Source organism: Prevotella sp. C0026C3 (assembly GCF_056590795.1).
Map to the genome: position 1 here is coordinate 68,530 of NZ_JBWPWW010000010.1, position 20,118 is coordinate 88,647.

The following is a 20,118-nucleotide window of genomic DNA, read 5'->3' on the forward strand; positions in this document are numbered from 1 at the left end:
AGAAATAGTTATCCCCCTTACCGATAGCAAGGGGGATAGCGTCATATTAATAAATAGGGCCAAAATTCTGACAAGCACGGTAGTCAGCACCCTCTTTATCCATACCAAATGCATTCCATGCCGACGGACGGAATATATTTCCGTCGGCTACATTATGCATACATACAGGAATACGAAGGATAGAACAGAGCGTGATAATGTCTGCACCGATGTGACCATAAGCGATGGCACCGTGGTTAGCTCCCCATGTATTCATCACAGAATAAACGTCCTTAAAGGCATCTTTGGTTGCATCGAGACGTGGAACGAACCATGTAGTAGGCCATGTACGGTCGGTACGGCCATCGAGGATAGCATTGATTTCGGGATCAAGATCTACCGTCCAACCCTCAGCCAACTGTAAAACAGGACCCAATCCCATCACTCTGTTCACACGAATCATAGTCATTGGCATGCCACCACGAGTGAGGAAGTTAGACGAAAAACCACCTCCGCGGAAGTAATTGCGGTCGGCCGGATACCAAGTAGTGGCATTCAAACAAGCCTCAACCTCTGCATCGGTCAACTCCCAGTGGTGCTTCATCGTAGGATTACCCTCGCTATCGCTCACTGCTCCTGTCGCATCGAGTGTGGTAGCACCTGAATTGATTAAGTGTATAAAGCCTCCTGCGGCTGCTCCTGTAGGCTTCTTGCCTGCCACCCGCTCCACAGCTTCGGGACTCCAATAGGTACGAATGTCTGAGAACATCACACCCTTATTGGTCAGCAAGTGACCGAAAAGCATTGCTATACCGTTCAAAGAGTCATTTTCGGTAGCCAAGACACCTGCCTCACGCGTACCGTTCCAGTCGAAAGAAGAGCAAACCAACGACTCAGGGAAGTCGAAATTTGGCTTATAGTCGGTCCACTGGCGCTGTCCTTGAACACCTGCCAAGATAGCATTATGACCTAAAGCCTCTTCCTTGAAGCCCAGTTCCTTCAGTCGAGGATTACCATGCATCAAGTCTTTAGTGATGAGCATACACTTCACTGTGAACTCCCAATCCTTGTCAAGTTCCTCTCTACTCTTCTGTTTACCATTACGTTCGATGTTCCAGTCGTGCCCTTCCTTAGGCATACAATATTTCTTTGTCCATGCCATAGCCTTCTCAAACTCTTCCGGATCGTATATTCCTTCGTCGATACGACGCATTACTTCCACCATATCTACATACTCCGTACGCAGTCCAAGATACTTCTGCATGAAGTCAGGATCTACGATTGAGCCGGCAATACCCATACAAGTGGTACCCATAGAGAGGTAGCTCTTACCGCGCATGGTAGCAACTGCCTGTGCTGCACGGGCAAAACGCAGAATCTTCTCAGCCACGTCTGCAGGGATAGTATTATCGTCCAAGTCTTGTACATCGTGTCCATAGATACCGAAAGCGGGTAATCCTTTCTGTGCATGAGCGGCCAATACGGCAGCTAGATATACGGCTCCCGGACGCTCGGTACCATTGAATCCCCACACAGCCTTGGGATAATAAGGATTCATATCCATCGTTTCCGAACCATAGCACCAACAAGATGTGACGGTAATCGTAGCACCGACACCCTCACGCTCGAACTTTTCGGCACAAGCAGCCGACTCAGCTACGCGTCCAATCGTACTATCGGCTATCACACATTCCACGTGACTTCCGTCGCCATTGTAAACATGTGAACTGATTAACTCGGCCACAGCTTTGGCCAAACTCATTGTTTTCTCTTCGAGACTTTCGCGTACTCCGCCTTGGCGGCCGTCGATTGTTGGTCTGATACCAATCTTAGGATAGTTTGTCATAGGTTTTGTTATTGTTTGACAGCGCTTTCGGCATCTCGCAACTTGCTTCTGATCGCGCCATGTCCATCACACTGTCGATATTAGAATTAGTTATTTTGTTTATTTAAAAGATTCTTTAGGAATGTTCTTCCAACAAGAAGTCGGACTTCTTCAATCCTTTAGCAAAGGTACTATTTTTATCTTTTAGAGAGAAGTAAACAATGAAAATATTCAGTTCTTTTTATAGTTTAACACTATTATAAAAAAACTTTGTATATTTGCTAAGCTAACCAATAGAAGATGGAGAAATTATCAAAGGAACTCAAACTCATGTTGCTCATGACCGATGGGCACGACTATACTGCTGCAGAGTTGTGCAAACAAATAGGCACAACACGCCGACAACTCTATAATTACTTGAAGTTTTTCCGCGAAAACGAGTTCATCGTGGTTCATGAAAACAGCCATTACCGACTGGATACCGACTCACCTTTCTTTCAAGAGATAGCACGGTCGGTCAACTTCTCCGACACCGAAGCTACCTTCATGCATCACCTGCTGGAAGCTGCCGACGCCAAAAATCCTGTCGTAGGCATCCTCAAACGCAAGTTGGAACGCTTCTACCATCTCCGTTTCTATACCGATACCCGCTTTAAAGCCCACACCATCGACATACTCAACAAGTTACGCGATGCCATAAACCATCGTCAAACGGTCTGCCTCAAAGACTATTCGTCACCCCACAGTCGCAGTGTTTCCGACCGTGTAGTAGAGCCTTACATGTTCTTAAACGACAATCTGGACGTGCGGTGTTACGAACTCAAGAGCCATACCAACAAGACTTTCAAACTTTCGCGCATCGGTGACGTGGAAACATACGACGCACCTTGGATTCACACAGAGCGTCACCGCCAGCTCTTTACCGATATCTTCATGTTCAGTAGTGAGCAACGCCTACCCATCTGTCTGCGTATGGGGCAACTCTCCCACAACCTGATGATAGAGGAATATCCAGCTTCCACCGACGCGTTCACACCCGATGACTCAGAGCATTGGCTGCTAAACATTGACGTGGCAAGCTATGTGGGTATCGGAAGATTCGTACTTGGACTCTACGACGATATAGAAGTATTAGGTGGAGAAGAATTCAAAAACTACATCCAACAGAAAATTCTGACCATGAATGCTTCTGCTATCCTACAATAATACTAACTATATTCTCACTCCAAATCACTCCTTATCATAGTCTTCCGACAGCATTCGGAGCTCTTGATACGTCGTATTGATGTCTTCACGAGTAATGTCGAACGACCTGTCCACACCTCTTGGCTTGTCTTTCAACGTATGAGAGAAAAGCCAATCATACGTCTTCTGCAAATAGAAAATACGCGCCAATAGTCCGTGAGAGCCTCCTGCTATCCAGTCGTAACGTAGCAAATGGTCGTTACCGGCACTCTGTAAACTCTCCACAACCTTCTTCGACTCCCTCACATTCACCGCTCTATCAGCCGTACCGTGCATAATCCAAAGCGGCACACGCCCCATTCCTTGCACGTCGTGTAGCGTCGTTCCGCCACATAAAGCCATCGCTGCGGCCACCTTTTCAGGATAAGTACCCACAAAATCAAGCGTACCATAGCCGCCCAAACTCATACCCAAGACAAACACGCGCGACGCATCGACGGGATAATTCTTCTCCATCCACTCCAACAAATCGTTGAGTTTACGCGGATTCCACGACCCTCCCGGATTCTGAGGGGCTACCACAAAGGCAGGAATTATTTTACCTTTCTCTAGCGCATCCAGCGTTCCGTAGCGACGCACACGGTCGAGATTGTTGCCACACAAGCTTGCCCCATGCAAAAAGAGCACCACTGGGAGCGCGTGTCCATGGGGCTCATACTCTTCAGGAGTATACAACCAAAAGTTGTATCCCCCATCAATGACGTTGCGCTTTGCTTCTATCTTTCCCGCTTTCTGAGCCGATACTCCCAACGAAAACAAAACCATCAAGAACAATATATATAGGTGTCTCGTTTTTCTCATGACCACAAATATAAAGATAAGTTATCAAGTAGACAACTCTCTCCACCTCTCCATTGACATTATTTATACACTCTCCGTCCTCGTTGTAGTTTTTTCACGGAAATAAAAAGTCATCAGTCCCGCCCCCGTCCATTACCTTCCGTCTCTACTATTGCCTACCTTTATTCCCAAAACTTTGTTAACTTGTTTACTCGTTAACTAGTCTACTTGTCATCCAGCCTAATAATAAACTTTTAAATAGTCTCCCTCCCCCCTTTGGGGAGGGTGGGGTGGGGCTATAGAGGGTAAAGATAAGGCTTTTACTCCCCATTATTCATCGAACAAACTCTCCAACACACTGAGCGATTTCAATTCGGGAAATCCGGGAGTATGCAGTCGATAGTATAATAATATAAGGTGTAGACATCGACTACGCTCACTACGCGACATAGCAAAAAGGTGCATATTCTCATAATTCATACGCATCAGCAAGGTGATACGCGAGGTCTCTTCGGCTGACAGATAGTCGGAATGGAGCGGAATGGTGAACAGAAAGCGACTTTCGCGAAGGTCGAAGAGGCTGCCCGGTACATAGTCGTCGAGATTGGGGAAGAATCCGATGAAGCGGCTCAGACGCATGGTAAAGACCAAATGAAAGTTGGCAAACGACGCCGGACAAAGGTCGAGCCACGACATACTGGAACGTAAATAGTTATAAAGAGCGGGATTTTCTTGCTCCCCACGAGTGGCATATAACAGGAATTCGGCAATAAACAGCGCCACCGTAGACTTATAAGGATTGAACGGGATGGATGAATAAGGAATATCTACACGCACATCGTGCAAAGAAAACAAGGAACCACGAGCTTTGTCATCGAACTCAATAGCAAGGAGTGTGAGCGGTTGGAAAAGTTGCTTCTTAAACTTTCCACGCCCCGAAAGCGACAAACTACAAACCAAAGAGATACGCCCCTGCCATTCAGAGAACACATCGACAATTATTTTAGTGTCTCTGAATTTGAACGCGCGAAGTACGATAGCCCTTGTTTTGATGAGCATAATGAGACAAAGGTAGTGCAAAAACGCGAAAAAACGCGGCTTTTATTAAAATTTCTTCACGAATATTTGGCGGAATAAGAAAAAGTGTCTAACTTTGCACCCGCAAATTAAACGCGATGGTCCCTTCGTCTATCGGTTAGGACGAGAGATTTTCATTCTCTAAAGAGGAGTTCGACTCTCCTAGGGACTACAATAAGAAATAAAAGAAAAAGTAAAGATGGCAAATCACAAATCATCCATTAAGAGAATCCGTCAGACAAAGACAAGAACTCTTCATAACAAATATTACGCAAAGACCATGCGTAATGCAGTGCGTAAATTACGCGCAATGACAGATAAGGATGCAGCTGCCCAGTTGTACCCATCTGTACAGAAAATGCTGGACAAATTAGCCAAGACCAACATTATTCACAAGAATAAGGCAGCTAACTTGAAGTCAAGTTTGGCTTTGCATATTAGTAAATTAGGATAATATTCCGATTTACAAGTAAGTAAGGGCGCATTCTTCAAAGAATGCGCCCTTACTTTTTTTGACACTAAATATTTCTGTTTTTCACGGCAATTTTGTATCTTTGCAGAAATATTACTAATCGAGAAAATGGCAGAAAATCTAAATGCCGAGGCTAATTATTCAGCTTCGAATATCCAAGTTCTAGAAGGACTGGAGGCTGTGCGTAAGCGCCCGGCCATGTATATCGGCGACATTAGTGAAAAAGGATTGCACCACTTGGTCAACGAAACAGTGGACAACTCTATCGACGAAGCTATGGCCGGATACTGTACAGACATTGAAGTAACCATTAACCAAGATAATTCTATCACTGTACAAGATAACGGTCGTGGTATCCCTGTAGACATGCACGCCAAGTTGCATAAGTCGGCTTTGGAGGTCGTTATGACCGTATTGCACGCCGGTGGTAAGTTTGATAAGGGTTCATATAAGGTCAGCGGTGGTCTGCATGGTGTAGGTGTGAGTTGCGTGAACGCACTCTCGTCTCACATGATGTCTCAGGTATTCCGCGACGGAAAGATTTATCAGCAGGAATACGAGAAAGGAAAGCCCCTCTATCCAGTTAAGGTTGTGGGCGAAACAGAGCTTCGTGGTACACGCCAACAGTTCTGGCCAGATCCTGCTATCTTCACAACGACTACCTATCGTTGGGACATCATCGCATCGCGTATGCGCGAATTGGCCTACCTGAATGCAGGTATCCGCATCACATTGAGAGACCTTCGCGCTGACGAGGAAGGCAAGACACGCGAGGAAGTATTCCATGCCAAAGACGGATTGAAGGAGTTTGTGCGCTACGTAGACCGTCATCGTACCCACCTGTTCGACGATGTTATCTATCTCAAAACAGAGAAACAAGGCATCCCTATCGAGGTAGCTGTGATGTATAACACAGACTATTCGGAGAACATCCACTCATACGTGAACAACATCAACACCATAGAGGGTGGTACACACTTGACTGGTTTCCGCGCAGCATTGACTCGTACATTGAAGTCGTACGCTGATTCGGAGCCGACCATATCCAAGCAAATAGAGAAAGCCAAGATAGAAATTGCGGGCGAAGACTTCCGCGAAGGTTTGACAGCCGTTATCTCTATCAAAGTGGCAGAGCCTCAGTTCGAGGGTCAGACCAAGACCAAGTTGGGTAACAGTGAGGTTTCCGGAGCCGTTCAACAGGCTGTGGGCGAAGCGCTGGCAAACTATTTGGAAGAGCATCCTAACGAAGCGAAGAAGATTTGCGAGAAGGTAGTATTGGCCGCTACGGCACGTATTGCAGCCCGCAAGGCTCGTGAGAGCGTTCAGCGCAAGAGCGTAATGAGTGGCGGTGGACTGCCCGGAAAGCTGGCCGACTGCTCTAACAAAGATCCAAAGAGCAGCGAGATATTCCTAGTCGAGGGTGATTCAGCCGGTGGTTCGGCTAAGCAGGGACGCGATCGTTATACACAAGCCATCCTACCCTTGCGTGGTAAGATTCTGAATGTTGAGAAAGTACAGTGGCATCGCGTATTTGAAGCCGAATCTGTAATGAATATCATCCAAAGTATCGGTGTACGTTTTGGTGTAGAGGGCGAAGATGATCGCGAGGCAAACATCGACAAGTTGCGCTACGACAAGATTATTATCATGACCGACGCCGACGTCGATGGCTCACACATCGACACACTGATTATGACGCTCTTCTATCGTTTCATGCCGAAAGTCATCGAAGAAGGACATCTTTACATCGCTACTCCGCCTCTCTATAAATGTTCATACAAGAACAAGAATAGTGAATATTGCTATACAGAACAGCAACGACAGGCTTATTTCGACAAGTATGCTACCGGTCCGGACGATAAGAATATCCATACCCAACGCTACAAAGGTTTGGGTGAGATGAATCCCGAACAGCTTTGGGAAACAACAATGGATCCAACTACTCGCTTGCTCAAGCAGGTAACGATAGAGAATGCAGCCGACGCAGACGAGATATTCTCGATGCTCATGGGCGACGATGTAGAACCTCGTAGAGAATTTATTGAGAAGAATGCTACGTACGCTAACATCGACGCATAATACTGTACACGTACATATAATATAAAAGAAGGAGAGCATCATTTGCTCTCCTTCTTGCATTTCGATGTGATTTTTTATATCTTTGCAAACGGAAACCTAATCGCTAAACACCTCATGAAGAAATATATATCGCTGTTCTTTGCGGTTGGTATTGATACCTTGGTTATAAAACAAAGCGATACCAGATGAGGAAGTGGATGCTATTTGCAACTTTATGCTACTTCCTTGCAATCTCGGCACAGGACTTCGGAATGCAATGGATGTCGGCTTCTCAGGCAGACAAAGCCGACATGGTATGGTTTCGACATACCTACTCGCTCCACGAACGCCCCACACAAGCTTCTATCAGCATTGCTACCACAGGGTATTTTCGGCTTTATGTCAATGGTTACGATGTATCTACTGCTTATCGTTTACCTTATCGGGAGAAAGGAGATACGGGCAGTATAGGACATATTTTCGATGTCACCCGATTCTTACAAGCGGGAGATAATATCATCGCCGTATACTGTTCACCCCTCGCCTATGACCTTGATAGGGCTCTGTTTGCCTTTCGTTTTGATGGAAAATGGGTCAATGGGCAGCGTTTTAGTTACGATGGAAGCGAGGGATGGTTATGTCGTAGCGCTTCATTTTCACTCATGCCCGATGGTCGACAAGTACAAAATGGATTGTCAGAGGAATATACTTACTCCACAGCCGACGAGTCATTAGCTTGCTGGTATCCTGCCACCATGATTCCATCTCCACAGAATCGATCTACCCGATGGCACCAATCATTCTATCAAGAAGAAGTTGTTGCAGAAGAAATACGGCCGCTATATTTCAATGTAGAGGGCGATTCGGTATTTTATGAGTTTGGAACAGGCTTTCAAGGCTATGTCCGCGTCACGCTCAGAGATGCCATACCAGGCGAATGTATCTATATAAATGGTTCCCAATATATCTGTAGTGGACAAATGGATGAGCAGATATTCCAACGCCTACAGATAACAAATTGCCGACAAGTATGTATCAGCGGAGACACCAATTTTCGTCGGTCACAGATACAAAAAATAGAGGGTATCGGCATCAAAAGCCGTTGGCATGAAGATTGGAACTATTAAAAATATTGATAAAACACTTTTTCTTCAATGTTATTTTGTATCTTTGTGAAATCAAGTAATATCATGAAGTATGGAGAGTAAACGCCTAGAAGAAATCACTATCCCATCTGTTAAAAAGCTATACCAAGGAAGTCATATAGAAGATGACATACTCCTAGTAGACGATCTAGCCAATATCCCATTCCCCAATGAGCCTCGCCGAATGCATTGTTTGTTCATGGCACTGTGTACAAAAGGGGTAGCTCACTATACCATTGATACGGTTGCCCACACCGTTCAAGTAAACGATGTCATCATCGTAAGTGAAGGTCAGGTGGCAAACAACTACGTATTGAGCGATGATTTTAAAGCCATAGCCATTGTATTGTCCTACGAGTTCTTCTACGAAATCGTTGCTAACATTCGTGAGCTATCCTATCTATACCTCTTTGCACGTAACCATCCAGTCTTCCACTTGAGACAAGACGAAGCCCAAACACTACATAATTACTTCAATATTATCAAGCGTAAGGTAGAGAACAAGGAACATCAATTCCGTCGCGAGACCACTAAATCAATGCTAACAACAATGATTTACGACATCAGCAACGTGATTTATCACCTTCAAACATCACCTAATAATCGCCAACCACGCGCCAACGAGATTTTCAGCGACTTCATTAAACTTGTAGAACAACATTATCGAAAGGAGCGACGGGTAAGTTGGTACAGCAATCAGATGTACATTACGCCCAAGTATCTCTCTGAAGTTATCAAACAAGTAAGCCATCGTACACCCAACGAATGGATTGACCAATACGTTGTTTTAGAAATTCGTGTATTGCTGAAGAATACAATGAAGAGCATTAGAGAGATTGCCGAAGAGATGAATTTCAACAATCAGAGCTTCTTCGGTAAGTACTTTAAAGAGCATGTAGGTTTGTCCCCTACAGAGTATCGAAAGTCATAAGCCCAACAACTGTTCGGCTACTGCGCACAATTCCTTGTACCAGTCCTCACCAAACCGACGTATCAATGGTTCTTTTAAGAACCGGTATATCGGCAAGTCAAGCGCTTTACCTTTGGCAACAGCATCCTTACACACTTCCCAACGATGGTAGTTTAGTCCTACAGTACCATCGTTGAAAGTCTTTTCACGTATAGGATAAAGTGCACAAGAGATGGGTTTCACGAATCGCGTAGTCCCTTTTCTATAGGCACGTTCCAATGCACAGAGGCACGTACCGTTCTCATAACATGTAAATACACAATCTTTTCCCCCAACAATGCTTGTCACCAAGTCGCCATCACGGTCGCTATAAGCCACTCCTTGACGGTCTATTACCGACTGAGCCGAGGCAGATAAGTCGTTCCAAACAGTATCCAACGAGTCTTCTATGCCCCCTATCTCGTCTAAAGTCACTGGTGCTCCGGCATCACCTTCAATGCAACAGATACCTTTACACTTCTCTAAATCACAGCAAAACTTCTCTGTCAGGATGTCGGGAGATACCAATACATCCCCTATTTGTATAATATGTAATTCGTTATCCATGCTTTTTACCATTGTATAGGTGCGATACCATGCTCTTGAAGATAAGCATTACACCGCGAGAAATGATGATTCCCGAACCACCCACCACGATTAGCGGAGAGCGGAGAGGGATGTACCGACTCCAACACAAAGTGACGCGAACGGTCTATCAGCGACACTTTGCTACGTGCATATCCACCCCAAAGAATGAAAACCAAATGTTCTCTATCACGATTCAAGGCCTGAATCACAGCATCGGTAAACGTTTCCCATCCTCTACGCTGATGACTTCCGGCAGCATGGGCACGCACTGTAAGCGTAGCATTCAGCAACAATACGCCTTGTTCTGCCCATCGTGTGAGGTTTCCCGAAGACGGAACAGGGCACCCTAAATCCAATTCTATCTCCTTAAAGATATTCTGCAAAGACGGCGGAAACGGCACTCCATCGTTCACAGAGAAGCTGAGTCCATGCGCCTGACCGTATTCGTGATACGGATCTTGACCAATAATGACCACCTTCACCTTGTCGAATGGGCACAAATTAAAGGCATTAAAAATAAATCGTCCCAGCGGAAAACAAGTGCCTTGAGCATATTCCTGCCGAACAAAATCAGTCAGATGCGAGAAATAAGGCTTCTCGAATTCCTCACCAACATGCGTTTTCCACGACTCTTCTATCTTTACATTCATCGCATTTCTTTTGTCCACAAAGTTACTAAAAATATTTGCTGCACCAATAAAGAAGCATTATCTTTGCCTGCAAAGAGGAAAACTATGGACAAGTCATTAGAATTACAGCAATCGATTTTACACGATGTTGCATCCTTATTTGGAAATACGGATGCACTCAATAAATTGCACAAGTACCTTAACAAACTAAAAAGAGAGGAGAAGCAGGAAATGAGTAAAGCTGAGAAAAAAGAAATTCTAGATGATATTAGAGATGGATTAAGAGAGATGAAATTAGTAAAAAAAGGCAAAAGTACCAGTCGACCATTAGCTTCTTTATTGAAAGAATTATAGCATAGAAACTATTATTCCCTTTGATAAGCAGTTAAAACGGCTTGCCAAAAAGTACAGAAACATCAAAGAGGATTTATTAAATCTCGAACGTTCCTTACTATCCAATCCTACTCAAGGAGTAGATTTAGGAAATGGAATTCGCAAAATCAGAATGCAAATTAGTGATAAGGGGAGAGGCAAAAGCCATGGGGCACGCATCATAACCTACACTACTATCATTGATATTGAAGACGGTATCATCACTTTACTGGCCATCTACGATAAGGAAGAACAAAGCACTATCACTAAAAAAGAGATTCAACAACTATTAGCAGAATTATAATTCTGTCCATCAATAAACCACCAAGCGCCTGCATGGTAATCATGCAGGCGCTTTTATTTTATTTCTTTACGAGCTTAATACTTTGCAGCGATAAACTCACCGGTATCAGAAATCAGATTCTCACCAGTCATATCGGTAGGCTGTTCCAAGCCCATGATATGGAGGATTGATGGAGCCACGTCGGCCAAACGACCGTCTTTCACCGTAGCACTGTTATTATCTGTAACATAGATGAATGGCACCGGATTCAAAGAGTGAGCCGTGTTAGGCGTACCATCCTCATTGATTGCATTGTCAGCATTACCATGGTCGGCAATGATAATGGCTTCGTAATCATTCGCCTTAGCCGTTTCAACAACCTCTTTCACGCAATTATCTACAGCATGCACAGCCTTAGCAATAGCATTATAGATACCTGTATGACCTACCATATCGCCATTAGCGAAGTTCACCACGATGAAGTCGTACTGCTGAGTCTTAATAGCTCCCACCAATTTATCCTTCACTTCGTAAGCACTCATCTCAGGTTTCAGGTCGTAAGTTGCCACCTTTGGCGATGCCACCAAGATACGGTCTTCACCTTCATAAGGAGCTTCACGACCACCATTGAAGAAGAATGTCACATGAGCATACTTCTCTGTCTCGGCTGTATGCAACTGTTTCTTACCCAAACCTGAGAGATATTCACCCAATGTATTCTGTACATTCTCTTTCGGGAAGAGCACAGTTACGTTTTTAAAGTTCGCATCATACGGAGTCATAGTGAAGTATTGCAAATCCTTAATGGTGTGCATACCCTGCTCATCCATATCCTGCTGTGTCAACACCTGTGTCATTTCCTTGGCACGGTCGTTACGATAATTGAAGAAGATTACTACGTCGCCTTCCTCAATCTTACCATTTACAGTGCTGTTAACGATAGGTTTGATGAATTCATCGGTCACACCCTCAGCATAACTCTCTTCCATCGCCTTCACCATATCGCTGGCTGCCTTACCCTCACCATTCACCAAGAGATCGTAAGCAGTCTTTACACGGTCCCAACGCTTATCGCGATCCATAGCATAGAAACGACCTACGATGTCAGCAATGTTGGCATCGTTCTTCGCACATACATCAGTAAGCTCCTGAATGAAGCCCACACCACTCTTCGGATCGGTATCGCGACCGTCCATAAAGCAGTGTACAAACAGATTCTTCAACCCATATTCCTTACCTATCTCTACCAAACGGAACAGATGGTCGAGCGAAGAGTGCACACCACCGGTAGAAGTCAAGCCCATCAAGTGGAGTTTCTTACCGGTCTTCTGAGCATAACTGTAAGCTGCAACGATACCCGGATTCTTGGTAATAGAACCGTCCTTACAAGCACGGTTAATCTTTACCAAATCTTGATAAACGATACGTCCGGCACCAATATTCAAGTGACCCACCTCAGAGTTACCCATCTGACCATCGGGCAGACCTACGTCTTCACCGCAAGCCATCAACTGTGAGTGAGCCGATGTAGCTGTCAAATAATCCAAATAAGGAGTCGGTGTATTATAAATCACGTCTCCTTTTCCATGCTTTCCGACTCCCCATCCATCGAGAATCATCAATAAAGCTTTCTTTGCCATAATGAAGTACTTATTAGTATTTGTTCTTTTATTATCCTAGTCGAGAAATGGTTTCATCGTTCTCTTTCATTTTTCGACCGACAAATCCATTTCTATTATTGTTGCAAAGTTACGATTTTTACTACTAATGGCAAAGGGAGAACAGATAAAAGAAATAAACGTTTTCAGCAATTTTCACCCTGTTACATCCTAAGTATCCGGAAATTTACTATTTTTGCAATATGAAGAAACCAACATGGATGGAGAGGAAGCGTCTCTATAACATTATCTTCGAAGCCGATACGCCCGAAGGTAAAGCCTACGACGTGGCACTCATCATCGTCATTCTTGTCAGTATCATTGTCGCTTTCATAGAGAGTATTCAGTCGTTGGCACTCACCTACAAGTACATCTTGGAAGTATTAGAGGCGCTCATGACCGTACTTTTCACCATCGACTACTGCGCCCGACTCTATTGTTCGCCACGCCCAAAGGACTATGCCCTTAGTTTTTTCGGCGTCATCGACTTCATCTCCACCATTCCACCTTACCTCAGTATCATCTTCCCAAGCGCACGCTACATGATACTGTTGCGCTCGTTCCGCTTCATTCGCATCTTCCGCGTCTTCAAGCTCTTCAGCTTTCTCAACGAGGGCTACCTACTCCTGCAATCCCTTCGACGCAGCATGCGCAAGATTATGGTTTACTTCATGTTCGTTTTGATACTCGTTACGTGTATCGGAACACTCATGTATCTCGTAGAAGGTAATCAACCCGGCACCCAATTTACCGACCTTGGTACGTCCGTCTATTACGCCATCGTCACCATGACCACCGTCGGTTACGGCGACATCACACCCACCACACCTCTCGGACGACTGCTCTCGGCCTTCGTCATGCTGCTTGGTTATACCATCATCGCCATCCCCACGGGTATCGTTACCGCCACCTTTGTCGATGAAACCACTCAAAAAGTGGAGCACGGCAAATGCCCCCGATGTGGTAACAAAGTCGATCCTAACGACCGATTCTGCAAACATTGCGGTGAGAAATTATAAAAAGAATGAGGTAAATATAGCTGTAGATTCCCAACGGACGCAACATATCGTATCCCTACAAACCCTCATGAAATACGATTCCAACAACTAACGAACTTAAAAACAAAATCACTTACAAACTCATCCCGTTCACTTGTCAACCCGTCTACTTGTCAACTAGTAGAGTGCAAAGGCACACCAGCTTTACTGCCTCGCCTTTTCTGCAATGCTGCAAAACCCGAACAGTAATGTTGACTAGCCGTTGCAATCTGCCGGTTAACAAATAAATGAGCCAACAAGCAGACTTGTTAGAAATAAGAAATGAGAAATAATAGAAGGTATGAGACGTTAAACATGCCAGTTTCTACGACTTTAGGCTTGCCCGAAACGCCAAACCTCTGCATAGTCAAATGCCTTTACGCTTCCATAAAGAGAGTCATTTCAACACCTTTTAATTTTTATCTATCTAGCCTCTCAACCGCTCCCGGCACTGTTCCAGTATCTCCATCAACTCATCGGCTTTCTGTGCACGCAGCATGGCGATACGCGTTTGCCGGAAATCGGGAATACCTTTGAAGATGGGACTGGCAGCCAAATGGCGACGCGTATGGAGTATACCGCGGTATTCATCAATACGTTCGATGTTAATACGCAATTGTTCTTCAAGCACATCAATCTTCTCATCAAGAGTCAACGGCGTAGCATCGACGTTGCCATCTAGATGGTCTCTGATATCTTTAAATATCCATGGGCATCCGAAAGTGGCACGCCCCACCATGACAGCATCCACACCGTAGCGGTCGAAAGCAGCGGCAGCCTGCTCCGGAGAAGTCACATCGCCATTGCCAATGATGGGAATATGGATACGCGGATTGTACTTTACCTCGCCTATCAGCGTCCAGTCGGCCTCGCCAGTGTACATCTGTGAGCGCGTACGACCATGGATAGTCAAAGCTTGGATACCGCAATCTTGCAGCTGTTCGGCTAATGTAGTGATAATCAAACTGTTGGTATCCCATCCCAATCGAGTCTTCACAGTCACCGGCGTATGCACGGCTTTCACCACTTCACGCGTAATATCGAGCATCAAGGGGATAGTGCGTAGCATGCCCGAACCTGCACCTTTGCCCGCCACCTTCTTCACTGGACAACCGAAATTCAAATCTATGACGTCCGGATGAGCTTCTTCCACGATCTTGGCAGCCTCAACCATCGACTCCACATCGCGCCCATAGATTTGTATTCCCACCGGGCGCTCATCGTCACTGATAGTGAGTTTCGACACCGTCGACTTGATGGAGCGCACCAAAGCCTCGGCACTTACAAACTCGGTATACACCATGGAAGCACCAAAACGCTTGCATAGCAGTCTGAAACCTATGTCGGTAACGTCTTCCATCGGCGCCAGAAACACCGGATGTCGACCATATTCTATATTGCCTATTTTCATTTGCCGACAAAGATACATAATTTCTCGCAAACAAGAAAAATACTTCTTTTCCTCATAAATAAGGATAATTTTCTGAATTATTGACAACCCGCATCCTTATTTATGATTATATTTGCGAACAATAATCTGATTATGGCCTATGGATTTTCGTAAGCTCATCACATGGAAAGACCGCCTGTCGGAGAGACAGAAAATAACATTGCTCGTTCTTAGCGGTGTTATCGTGGGGTTGATAGCCCTCTTCTTATACCTCTTACGCATGCACACATATCTTATTGGCGATGATCCGGCAGCCTGCGTCAACTGTCATATCATGACACCTTACTATCAAACGTGGGAACATTCCAGCCATGGACGCGACGCAACGTGCAACGATTGTCACGTACCTCACCAAAATATGGCCATGAAATACCTCTTTAAAGGGGTCGACGGTATGAAACATGTGGCCTATTTCGTAACCAATAGTGAGGCTCAAGCTATCAGGGCAGAGACCGCAAGTTCCGAAGTCATCATGGACAACTGTATCCGTTGCCACAAACAATTGAATCAGGAGTTTGTCAAGACGGGACGTATAGACTACATGATGGCCAAGCGTGGCGAGGGAATGGCATGCTGGGACTGTCACCGCAACGTACCACACGGTGGCATGAATACGCTATCGAGCACACCATGGGGCGAAACCCAAACACCTATTCCCAGCTCTCCTGTCCCCGAATGGTTGCAGCATTTGCTAGGACACTCTACCAAATAATATCACGATTAAACGAATAATCAAAACCAAACTTTCGCAAGTTGAAGGATGGATAGAATTAAATAGAAGTTAACTGGAGATAACGGGAGGTAACAGGAGATAACAGACATTTGTCCGATAACTCCCTTTGAACTCCTCCTAACTCCCTTTAAATCCCGATAACTCCTCTATTGAGCATACATACGAAACTTAAATTAAAATATCAGAGATATGGCAAAGCAATTAAAACGTTGGCAAGGATGGCTCCTTTTCGGTGGAGCTATGGTCATAGTATTCGTGCTTGGACTCATCGTTAGTTCGCTATTGGAGCGCCGTGCCGAAGTAGCAAGCGTGTTCAACAATCGCCGGACGATGTTCAATGACTCCATTGTATCGCAGAACGAGAAGTTCAAAGAAGACTTCCCACGCGAGTATGAGACGTGGTCTATGACGGAAGACACTTCGTTTGTAAGCCTATACAATGGTTCAAGAGAAGTAGACATATTGGAAAAACAACCAGCTATCTGCGTCATTTGGGCAGGATATGCTTTCTCACAGAACTATAACACCCCGCGTGGACACCGTCATTGCCTCGAAGATCTGCGTAAGATATTGCGTACCGGAGCCCCCGGTGTAGAGGGAGGAAAGGAGATGCAACCCGGTACTTGTTGGACTTGTAAGGGGCCGGACGTACCCCGACTGATGCGAGAGAAAGGTATTGGCGCTTTCTATGGAGCCAAGTGGAGCGATTGGGGCAACCAAGTGATGAACACCGTGGGCTGTTCCGACTGCCACGATGCACGTACCATGGAGCTTCGCCCGGCTCGTCCTGCTCTCTACGAAGCATGGCAACGCGTAGGTAAAGACGTGCGCAAAGCTAGCCATCAAGAGATGCGCTCACTCGTATGTGCGCAATGTCACACCGAATACTACTTTGAAAAAGAGAACAACAACTACTTGCACTTCCCTCAAGAGAAGGGTATGACCTGCGAAGCTGCAGAGGCTTACTACGATAGTATAGGCTTCTACGACTACATACACCCACTCTCTAAAACTCCTATCTTAAAGGCTCAGCACCCCGGATACGAGATGAGTCTGCAAGGAATCCATGCTCAGCGCGGTGTCAGTTGTGCCGATTGCCACATGCCATACATCCAAGAAGGTGGCATCAAGTACACCGATCACCACGTTATGAGTCCGTTGGCACACATTGATCGAACCTGTCAGACTTGCCATAGACAGGATGCCGAGACGCTCCGTCAGAATGTTTATGAGCGCCAAAAGAAAGTGTACGACTTTGCCGTCAAAGTGAACTCAGAGTTGGCCTATGCACATATCGAAGCCAAATTTGCTTGGGATAAGGGAGCTACAGAGCCAGAGATGAAGCATGTTCTCGACGATTTACGCAAGAGTCAATGGCGTTGGGACTACGCATTAGCTAGTCATGGAGCCGCTTTCCATGCCCCTCAAGAGGTGATGAGATTACTCGCTGCAGCCATGGAATATGCTAAAGATGCTCGTCTACAAGTAGCTAAAGTCGTGGCACGTCACGGTTTCACCGGCGATATTCCATTGCCCGACATCTCAACAAAGGCCAAAGCTCAGGCTTACATCGGTTTAAATATGCCGTTGTTAAAGCAAAAGAAGCAGGAATTCTTGAAAACTGTAGTTCCTGTTTGGATTGAGAAAGCACGTCAAAACAAGCGTTTCATCGCACAACCAATGTAAGAATTGGTAGACTATAAGAACTTTCCTGTCGGGAGTTAATAGAGGTAACGGGAGCTAAATACACTTAGCCTCGTTCTTCCATTAACTCCCGCTAAATACTAAACACACACACTTATGTGGAAAAAACCTTGGGGAATCATTGAAGGAAGTGCCATCGGAGCAGGCTTACTGTTAACAGGTGTCTTGCTTCAACTTACTATAGGAGGCATTGATTGGGCACTGATGGCGTGGCCAGTAAACATCTTTCTAGTGGCCATCATACTGATGAGCATAGGCGTAGGTTATGCTCTTAGAGGCAGAATCTACGCTCTTCGTTTTATGATAACACCACAGGCTGCCGTTCCGGCCGTCGCTTTTGCAGCTTTATTGACGGTCATCATGGGACTGGTCAAGCAACTTCCACCCGACCATGCACCCACCGACCCCTTGGGATTCAGCCGCATGTTAAGTTCATGGCCGTTCATCTTGACCTATCTATGGGCTACACTCATCGTCGGACTAGCCACCGTTCACCAGCTTATCCATTTCCGCCGTCGAGCCCTACCGGCTATCATCAGCCATCTAGGGCTCTTCTTAGTGGTCGTATGTGGCACCTTGGGCAGTGCCGACATGCAGCGGTTGAAGATGTATTGCATGGAAGGGCAACCCGAATGGCGTGCTTTCGACAGTCACGGTACGATGCACGAGCTACCTTTAGCGCTCCAGTTGAACCGCTTTTCCATCGACGAATATCCACCCAAACTGGTCATTGTCGACAATAAGAACAATATGCCGTTGAGCAAAAAACCGCAAACTCTGCTCATCGATGACAAATTTCAAGGTGGTACTTTAGGCTCATGGAGTATCAAGGTAACGCAACGTTTCGACGAAGCTGCGCCTCGTATGGTACCCTCTAAAGACCCTCACAAGGCGCCACAATATACTTATAAAGAGTGGAAATCGAGCGGAGCAGAGTGTGCTTTGCATGTGGAAGCCGTGCAATCGAAGACCGGTCGAAAGGTGGAAGGATGGGTTACTGGGGGCAGCTACATGTATCCGGCAGAAGTATTACGCCTCAACAAGCACGTCAGTTTAGCCACTCCACCCCGCGAACCGCAACGTTTCGCCTCCGAGGTAGAGGTCTTCACCAAACAAGGCAAACACCTTGCCACCACCATAGAGGTAAACAAACCTTTCAGTGTGGCCGGTTGGAAGATTTATCAACTAAGTTATGACGAGCAAATGGGTAAGTGGAGCAATATGAGTATCTTTGAACTCGTGACCGATCCGTGGCTCCCTATGGTCTATATAGGTATCTTCCTGATGCTTGCCGGAGCCATTTTAATGTTCGTATTTGCACAACGTAGAAAGGAGGAGAAGCCTTATGACATGGCATGAATTTATCATTTTCGCTACCATAGCAGTGGGGCTTTGGACACTGGGAGCGTATGCTGCTTGGAAAAACATCACTAAATGGGCCTATATTCTCACTGGTATCGGCCTATTGGTGTTCTTCGCTTACATCCTCGGATTGTGGAATTCGCTCGAACGCCCACCCTTACGTACGATGGGAGAAACCCGCCTGTGGTATTCGTTCTTCCTGCCTTTGACCGGTATCATCGTTTATTCGCTATGGCGATATAAGTGGATTCTCGCTTTCAGCACGCTCCTTGCAACAGTCTTTGTGTGCATCAATATCTTCAAACCAGAGATACATAGCAAGACATTGATGCCTGCTTTACAGAGTCCTTGGTTCGCTCCACACGTCATCGTATATATGTTTGCCTACGCCATCTTGGGTGCAGCGTTTGTCATGGCGTGCTATCTGCTGTTCTTGAAAAAGTCGGTCGTCACCGAAAAAGAGTTCGACATCTGCGACAACCTCGTCTATGTGGGATGGGCATTCCTCACCATCGGCATGCTCTTCGGGGCTTTATGGGCAAAAGAAGCATGGGGACATTACTGGGCGTGGGACCCGAAAGAGACATGGGCGGCAGCCACTTGGTTTGCCTATTTAGCTTATATCCATCTGCGACTCGACCGCCGAAGCAGCCCCAAAGCAGCCCTTTGGATACTCATCGTGAGCTTTGTGCTGTTGCAAATGTGCTGGTGGGGTATCAATTATCTGCCTTCTGCACAGGGTACAAGCGTACATACCTATAATTTGAATTAA

Annotated in this window: 19 protein-coding genes and 1 tRNA gene; 13 read left to right on the forward strand and 7 right to left on the reverse strand. The window is 45.7% G+C overall.

The genetic code is table 11. The features are described from left to right. Positions 1-46: 46 nt before the first annotated feature. Positions 47-1,825 (reverse strand): L-fucose isomerase, encoded by a 1,779-nt coding sequence (fucI, locus tag AC1EK4_RS07780; protein WP_480357712.1) that lies wholly within the window; start codon positions 1,823-1,825, stop codon positions 47-49. A gap of 279 nt (positions 1,826-2,104) precedes the next feature. Between fucI and AC1EK4_RS07785 the strand changes: the two genes are divergently transcribed. Further along, positions 2,105-3,010, forward strand: a complete 906-nt coding sequence (locus AC1EK4_RS07785) for a helix-turn-helix transcriptional regulator (RefSeq protein WP_036896139.1) — start codon at positions 2,105-2,107, stop codon at positions 3,008-3,010. A 24-nt stretch (positions 3,011-3,034) separates the two neighbouring features. Here the strand turns inward: AC1EK4_RS07785 and AC1EK4_RS07790 are convergent, their stop codons facing one another. Further along, on the reverse strand, positions 3,035-3,850 hold the full coding sequence (locus tag AC1EK4_RS07790) for a carboxylesterase family protein (RefSeq protein WP_036896140.1): 816 nt from the start codon (positions 3,848-3,850) through the stop codon (positions 3,035-3,037). A 309-nt stretch (positions 3,851-4,159) separates the two neighbouring features. Continuing rightward, a complete protein-coding gene (recO, locus tag AC1EK4_RS07795; RefSeq protein ID WP_036896141.1) occupies positions 4,160-4,888 on the reverse strand; it encodes a DNA repair protein RecO in 729 nt (242 codons plus the stop codon). 118 nt (positions 4,889-5,006) lie between these two features. On the opposite strand from recO, the gene AC1EK4_RS07800 reads away from it, so the two are divergent. The 5 genes from AC1EK4_RS07800 (at position 5,007) to AC1EK4_RS07820 (ending at position 9,512) form a co-directional block, all read left to right on the forward strand. Then, a tRNA-Glu gene (locus AC1EK4_RS07800) sits at positions 5,007-5,078 on the forward strand. Between the two features lie 27 nt (positions 5,079-5,105). Beyond that, the gene (gene rpsT / locus AC1EK4_RS07805; RefSeq protein ID WP_036896142.1) at positions 5,106-5,360 is read left to right on the forward strand and encodes a 30S ribosomal protein S20; all 255 of its coding nucleotides are present in this window, start codon (positions 5,106-5,108) and stop codon (positions 5,358-5,360) included. A 126-nt stretch (positions 5,361-5,486) separates the two neighbouring features. After that, positions 5,487-7,457, forward strand: a complete 1,971-nt coding sequence (gyrB, locus tag AC1EK4_RS07810; protein ID WP_036896144.1) for a DNA topoisomerase (ATP-hydrolyzing) subunit B — start codon at positions 5,487-5,489, stop codon at positions 7,455-7,457. Positions 7,458-7,642: 185 nt separating this feature from the next. Further along, complete coding sequence (locus AC1EK4_RS07815) at positions 7,643-8,563, forward strand: alpha-L-rhamnosidase N-terminal domain-containing protein (protein ID WP_156431083.1); 921 nt, start codon at positions 7,643-7,645, stop codon at positions 8,561-8,563. 70 nt (positions 8,564-8,633) lie between these two features. Beyond that, a complete protein-coding gene (locus tag AC1EK4_RS07820) occupies positions 8,634-9,512 on the forward strand; it encodes a helix-turn-helix domain-containing protein (RefSeq protein ID WP_062434755.1) in 879 nt (292 codons plus the stop codon). Here the strand turns inward: AC1EK4_RS07820 and AC1EK4_RS07825 are convergent. Then, positions 9,507-10,097, reverse strand: coding sequence for a DUF3109 family protein (locus tag AC1EK4_RS07825; protein WP_036896198.1), 591 nt, complete (start codon positions 10,095-10,097; stop codon positions 9,507-9,509). The two genes, AC1EK4_RS07820 and AC1EK4_RS07825, sit on opposite strands and share 6 nt — an antisense overlap. 5 nt (positions 10,098-10,102) lie before the next feature. Further along, positions 10,103-10,768 (reverse strand): uracil-DNA glycosylase, encoded by a 666-nt coding sequence (gene ung / locus AC1EK4_RS07830; protein ID WP_036896148.1) that lies wholly within the window; start codon positions 10,766-10,768, stop codon positions 10,103-10,105. An 84-nt stretch (positions 10,769-10,852) separates the two neighbouring features. On the opposite strand from ung, the gene AC1EK4_RS07835 reads away from it, so the two are divergent. Further along, a complete protein-coding gene (locus AC1EK4_RS07835; protein ID WP_036896150.1) occupies positions 10,853-11,101 on the forward strand; it encodes a hypothetical protein in 249 nt (82 codons plus the stop codon). A gap of 151 nt (positions 11,102-11,252) precedes the next feature. After that, positions 11,253-11,423, forward strand: coding sequence for a hypothetical protein (locus AC1EK4_RS07840; protein WP_480357716.1), 171 nt, complete (start codon positions 11,253-11,255; stop codon positions 11,421-11,423). A gap of 74 nt (positions 11,424-11,497) precedes the next feature. Here the strand turns inward: AC1EK4_RS07840 and gpmI are convergent, their stop codons facing one another. Further along, positions 11,498-13,042 (reverse strand): 2,3-bisphosphoglycerate-independent phosphoglycerate mutase, encoded by a 1,545-nt coding sequence (gene gpmI / locus AC1EK4_RS07845; protein ID WP_036896154.1) that lies wholly within the window; start codon positions 13,040-13,042, stop codon positions 11,498-11,500. Positions 13,043-13,263: 221 nt separating this feature from the next. On the opposite strand from gpmI, the gene AC1EK4_RS07850 reads away from it, so the two are divergent. After that, complete coding sequence (locus tag AC1EK4_RS07850; RefSeq protein WP_036896156.1) at positions 13,264-14,079, forward strand: ion transporter; 816 nt, start codon at positions 13,264-13,266, stop codon at positions 14,077-14,079. A gap of 445 nt (positions 14,080-14,524) precedes the next feature. Here the strand turns inward: AC1EK4_RS07850 and dusB are convergent, their stop codons facing one another. After that, complete coding sequence (gene dusB, locus AC1EK4_RS07855; RefSeq protein WP_480357718.1) at positions 14,525-15,508, reverse strand: tRNA dihydrouridine synthase DusB; 984 nt, start codon at positions 15,506-15,508, stop codon at positions 14,525-14,527. Between the two features lie 139 nt (positions 15,509-15,647). Between dusB and nrfH the strand changes: the two genes are divergently transcribed. The 4 genes from nrfH (at position 15,648) to ccsA (ending at position 20,118) form a co-directional block, all read left to right on the forward strand. Next, positions 15,648-16,259 carry a cytochrome c nitrite reductase small subunit gene (gene nrfH / locus AC1EK4_RS07860; protein WP_062432334.1) on the forward strand — a complete coding sequence of 204 codons (612 nt, stop codon included), beginning with the start codon at positions 15,648-15,650 and terminating at the stop codon, positions 16,257-16,259. Between the two features lie 210 nt (positions 16,260-16,469). Continuing rightward, positions 16,470-17,966 (forward strand): ammonia-forming cytochrome c nitrite reductase, encoded by a 1,497-nt coding sequence (gene nrfA / locus AC1EK4_RS07865; protein WP_036896162.1) that lies wholly within the window; start codon positions 16,470-16,472, stop codon positions 17,964-17,966. 114 nt (positions 17,967-18,080) lie between these two features. After that, positions 18,081-19,343 (forward strand): cytochrome c biogenesis ResB family protein, encoded by a 1,263-nt coding sequence (locus AC1EK4_RS07870; RefSeq protein WP_036896164.1) that lies wholly within the window; start codon positions 18,081-18,083, stop codon positions 19,341-19,343. Further along, positions 19,330-20,118 (forward strand): cytochrome c biogenesis protein CcsA, encoded by a 789-nt coding sequence (gene ccsA, locus AC1EK4_RS07875; protein WP_036896166.1) that lies wholly within the window; start codon positions 19,330-19,332, stop codon positions 20,116-20,118. The genes AC1EK4_RS07870 and ccsA overlap by 14 nt, the downstream gene beginning before the upstream one ends.

What these genes read in the sequence shown, in the direction of transcription:
- nrfH (WP_062432334.1), top strand. Translation starts at nt 15,648, where the DNA reads ATGGATTTTCGTAAGCTCATCACATGGAAAGACCGCCTGTCGGAGAGA.
- nrfA (WP_036896162.1), top strand. Translation starts at nt 16,470, where the DNA reads ATGGCAAAGCAATTAAAACGTTGGCAAGGATGGCTCCTTTTCGGTGGA.
- AC1EK4_RS07825 (WP_036896198.1), bottom strand. Translation starts at nt 10,097, where the DNA reads ATGGATAACGAATTACATATTATACAAATAGGGGATGTATTGGTATCT.
- AC1EK4_RS07840 (WP_480357716.1), top strand. Translation starts at nt 11,253, where the DNA reads ATGCAAATTAGTGATAAGGGGAGAGGCAAAAGCCATGGGGCACGCATC.
- AC1EK4_RS07785 (WP_036896139.1), top strand. Translation starts at nt 2,105, where the DNA reads ATGGAGAAATTATCAAAGGAACTCAAACTCATGTTGCTCATGACCGAT.
- recO (WP_036896141.1), bottom strand. Translation starts at nt 4,888, where the DNA reads ATGCTCATCAAAACAAGGGCTATCGTACTTCGCGCGTTCAAATTCAGA.
- rpsT (WP_036896142.1), top strand. Translation starts at nt 5,106, where the DNA reads ATGGCAAATCACAAATCATCCATTAAGAGAATCCGTCAGACAAAGACA.
- AC1EK4_RS07835 (WP_036896150.1), top strand. Translation starts at nt 10,853, where the DNA reads ATGGACAAGTCATTAGAATTACAGCAATCGATTTTACACGATGTTGCA.
- AC1EK4_RS07850 (WP_036896156.1), top strand. Translation starts at nt 13,264, where the DNA reads ATGAAGAAACCAACATGGATGGAGAGGAAGCGTCTCTATAACATTATC.
- AC1EK4_RS07870 (WP_036896164.1), top strand. Translation starts at nt 18,081, where the DNA reads ATGTGGAAAAAACCTTGGGGAATCATTGAAGGAAGTGCCATCGGAGCA.
- AC1EK4_RS07820 (WP_062434755.1), top strand. Translation starts at nt 8,634, where the DNA reads ATGGAGAGTAAACGCCTAGAAGAAATCACTATCCCATCTGTTAAAAAG.
- fucI (WP_480357712.1), bottom strand. Translation starts at nt 1,825, where the DNA reads ATGACAAACTATCCTAAGATTGGTATCAGACCAACAATCGACGGCCGC.
- gyrB (WP_036896144.1), top strand. Translation starts at nt 5,487, where the DNA reads ATGGCAGAAAATCTAAATGCCGAGGCTAATTATTCAGCTTCGAATATC.
- gpmI (WP_036896154.1), bottom strand. Translation starts at nt 13,042, where the DNA reads ATGGCAAAGAAAGCTTTATTGATGATTCTCGATGGATGGGGAGTCGGA.
- dusB (WP_480357718.1), bottom strand. Translation starts at nt 15,508, where the DNA reads ATGAAAATAGGCAATATAGAATATGGTCGACATCCGGTGTTTCTGGCG.
- AC1EK4_RS07790 (WP_036896140.1), bottom strand. Translation starts at nt 3,850, where the DNA reads ATGAGAAAAACGAGACACCTATATATATTGTTCTTGATGGTTTTGTTT.
- ccsA (WP_036896166.1), top strand. Translation starts at nt 19,330, where the DNA reads ATGACATGGCATGAATTTATCATTTTCGCTACCATAGCAGTGGGGCTT.
- AC1EK4_RS07815 (WP_156431083.1), top strand. Translation starts at nt 7,643, where the DNA reads ATGAGGAAGTGGATGCTATTTGCAACTTTATGCTACTTCCTTGCAATC.
- ung (WP_036896148.1), bottom strand. Translation starts at nt 10,768, where the DNA reads ATGAATGTAAAGATAGAAGAGTCGTGGAAAACGCATGTTGGTGAGGAA.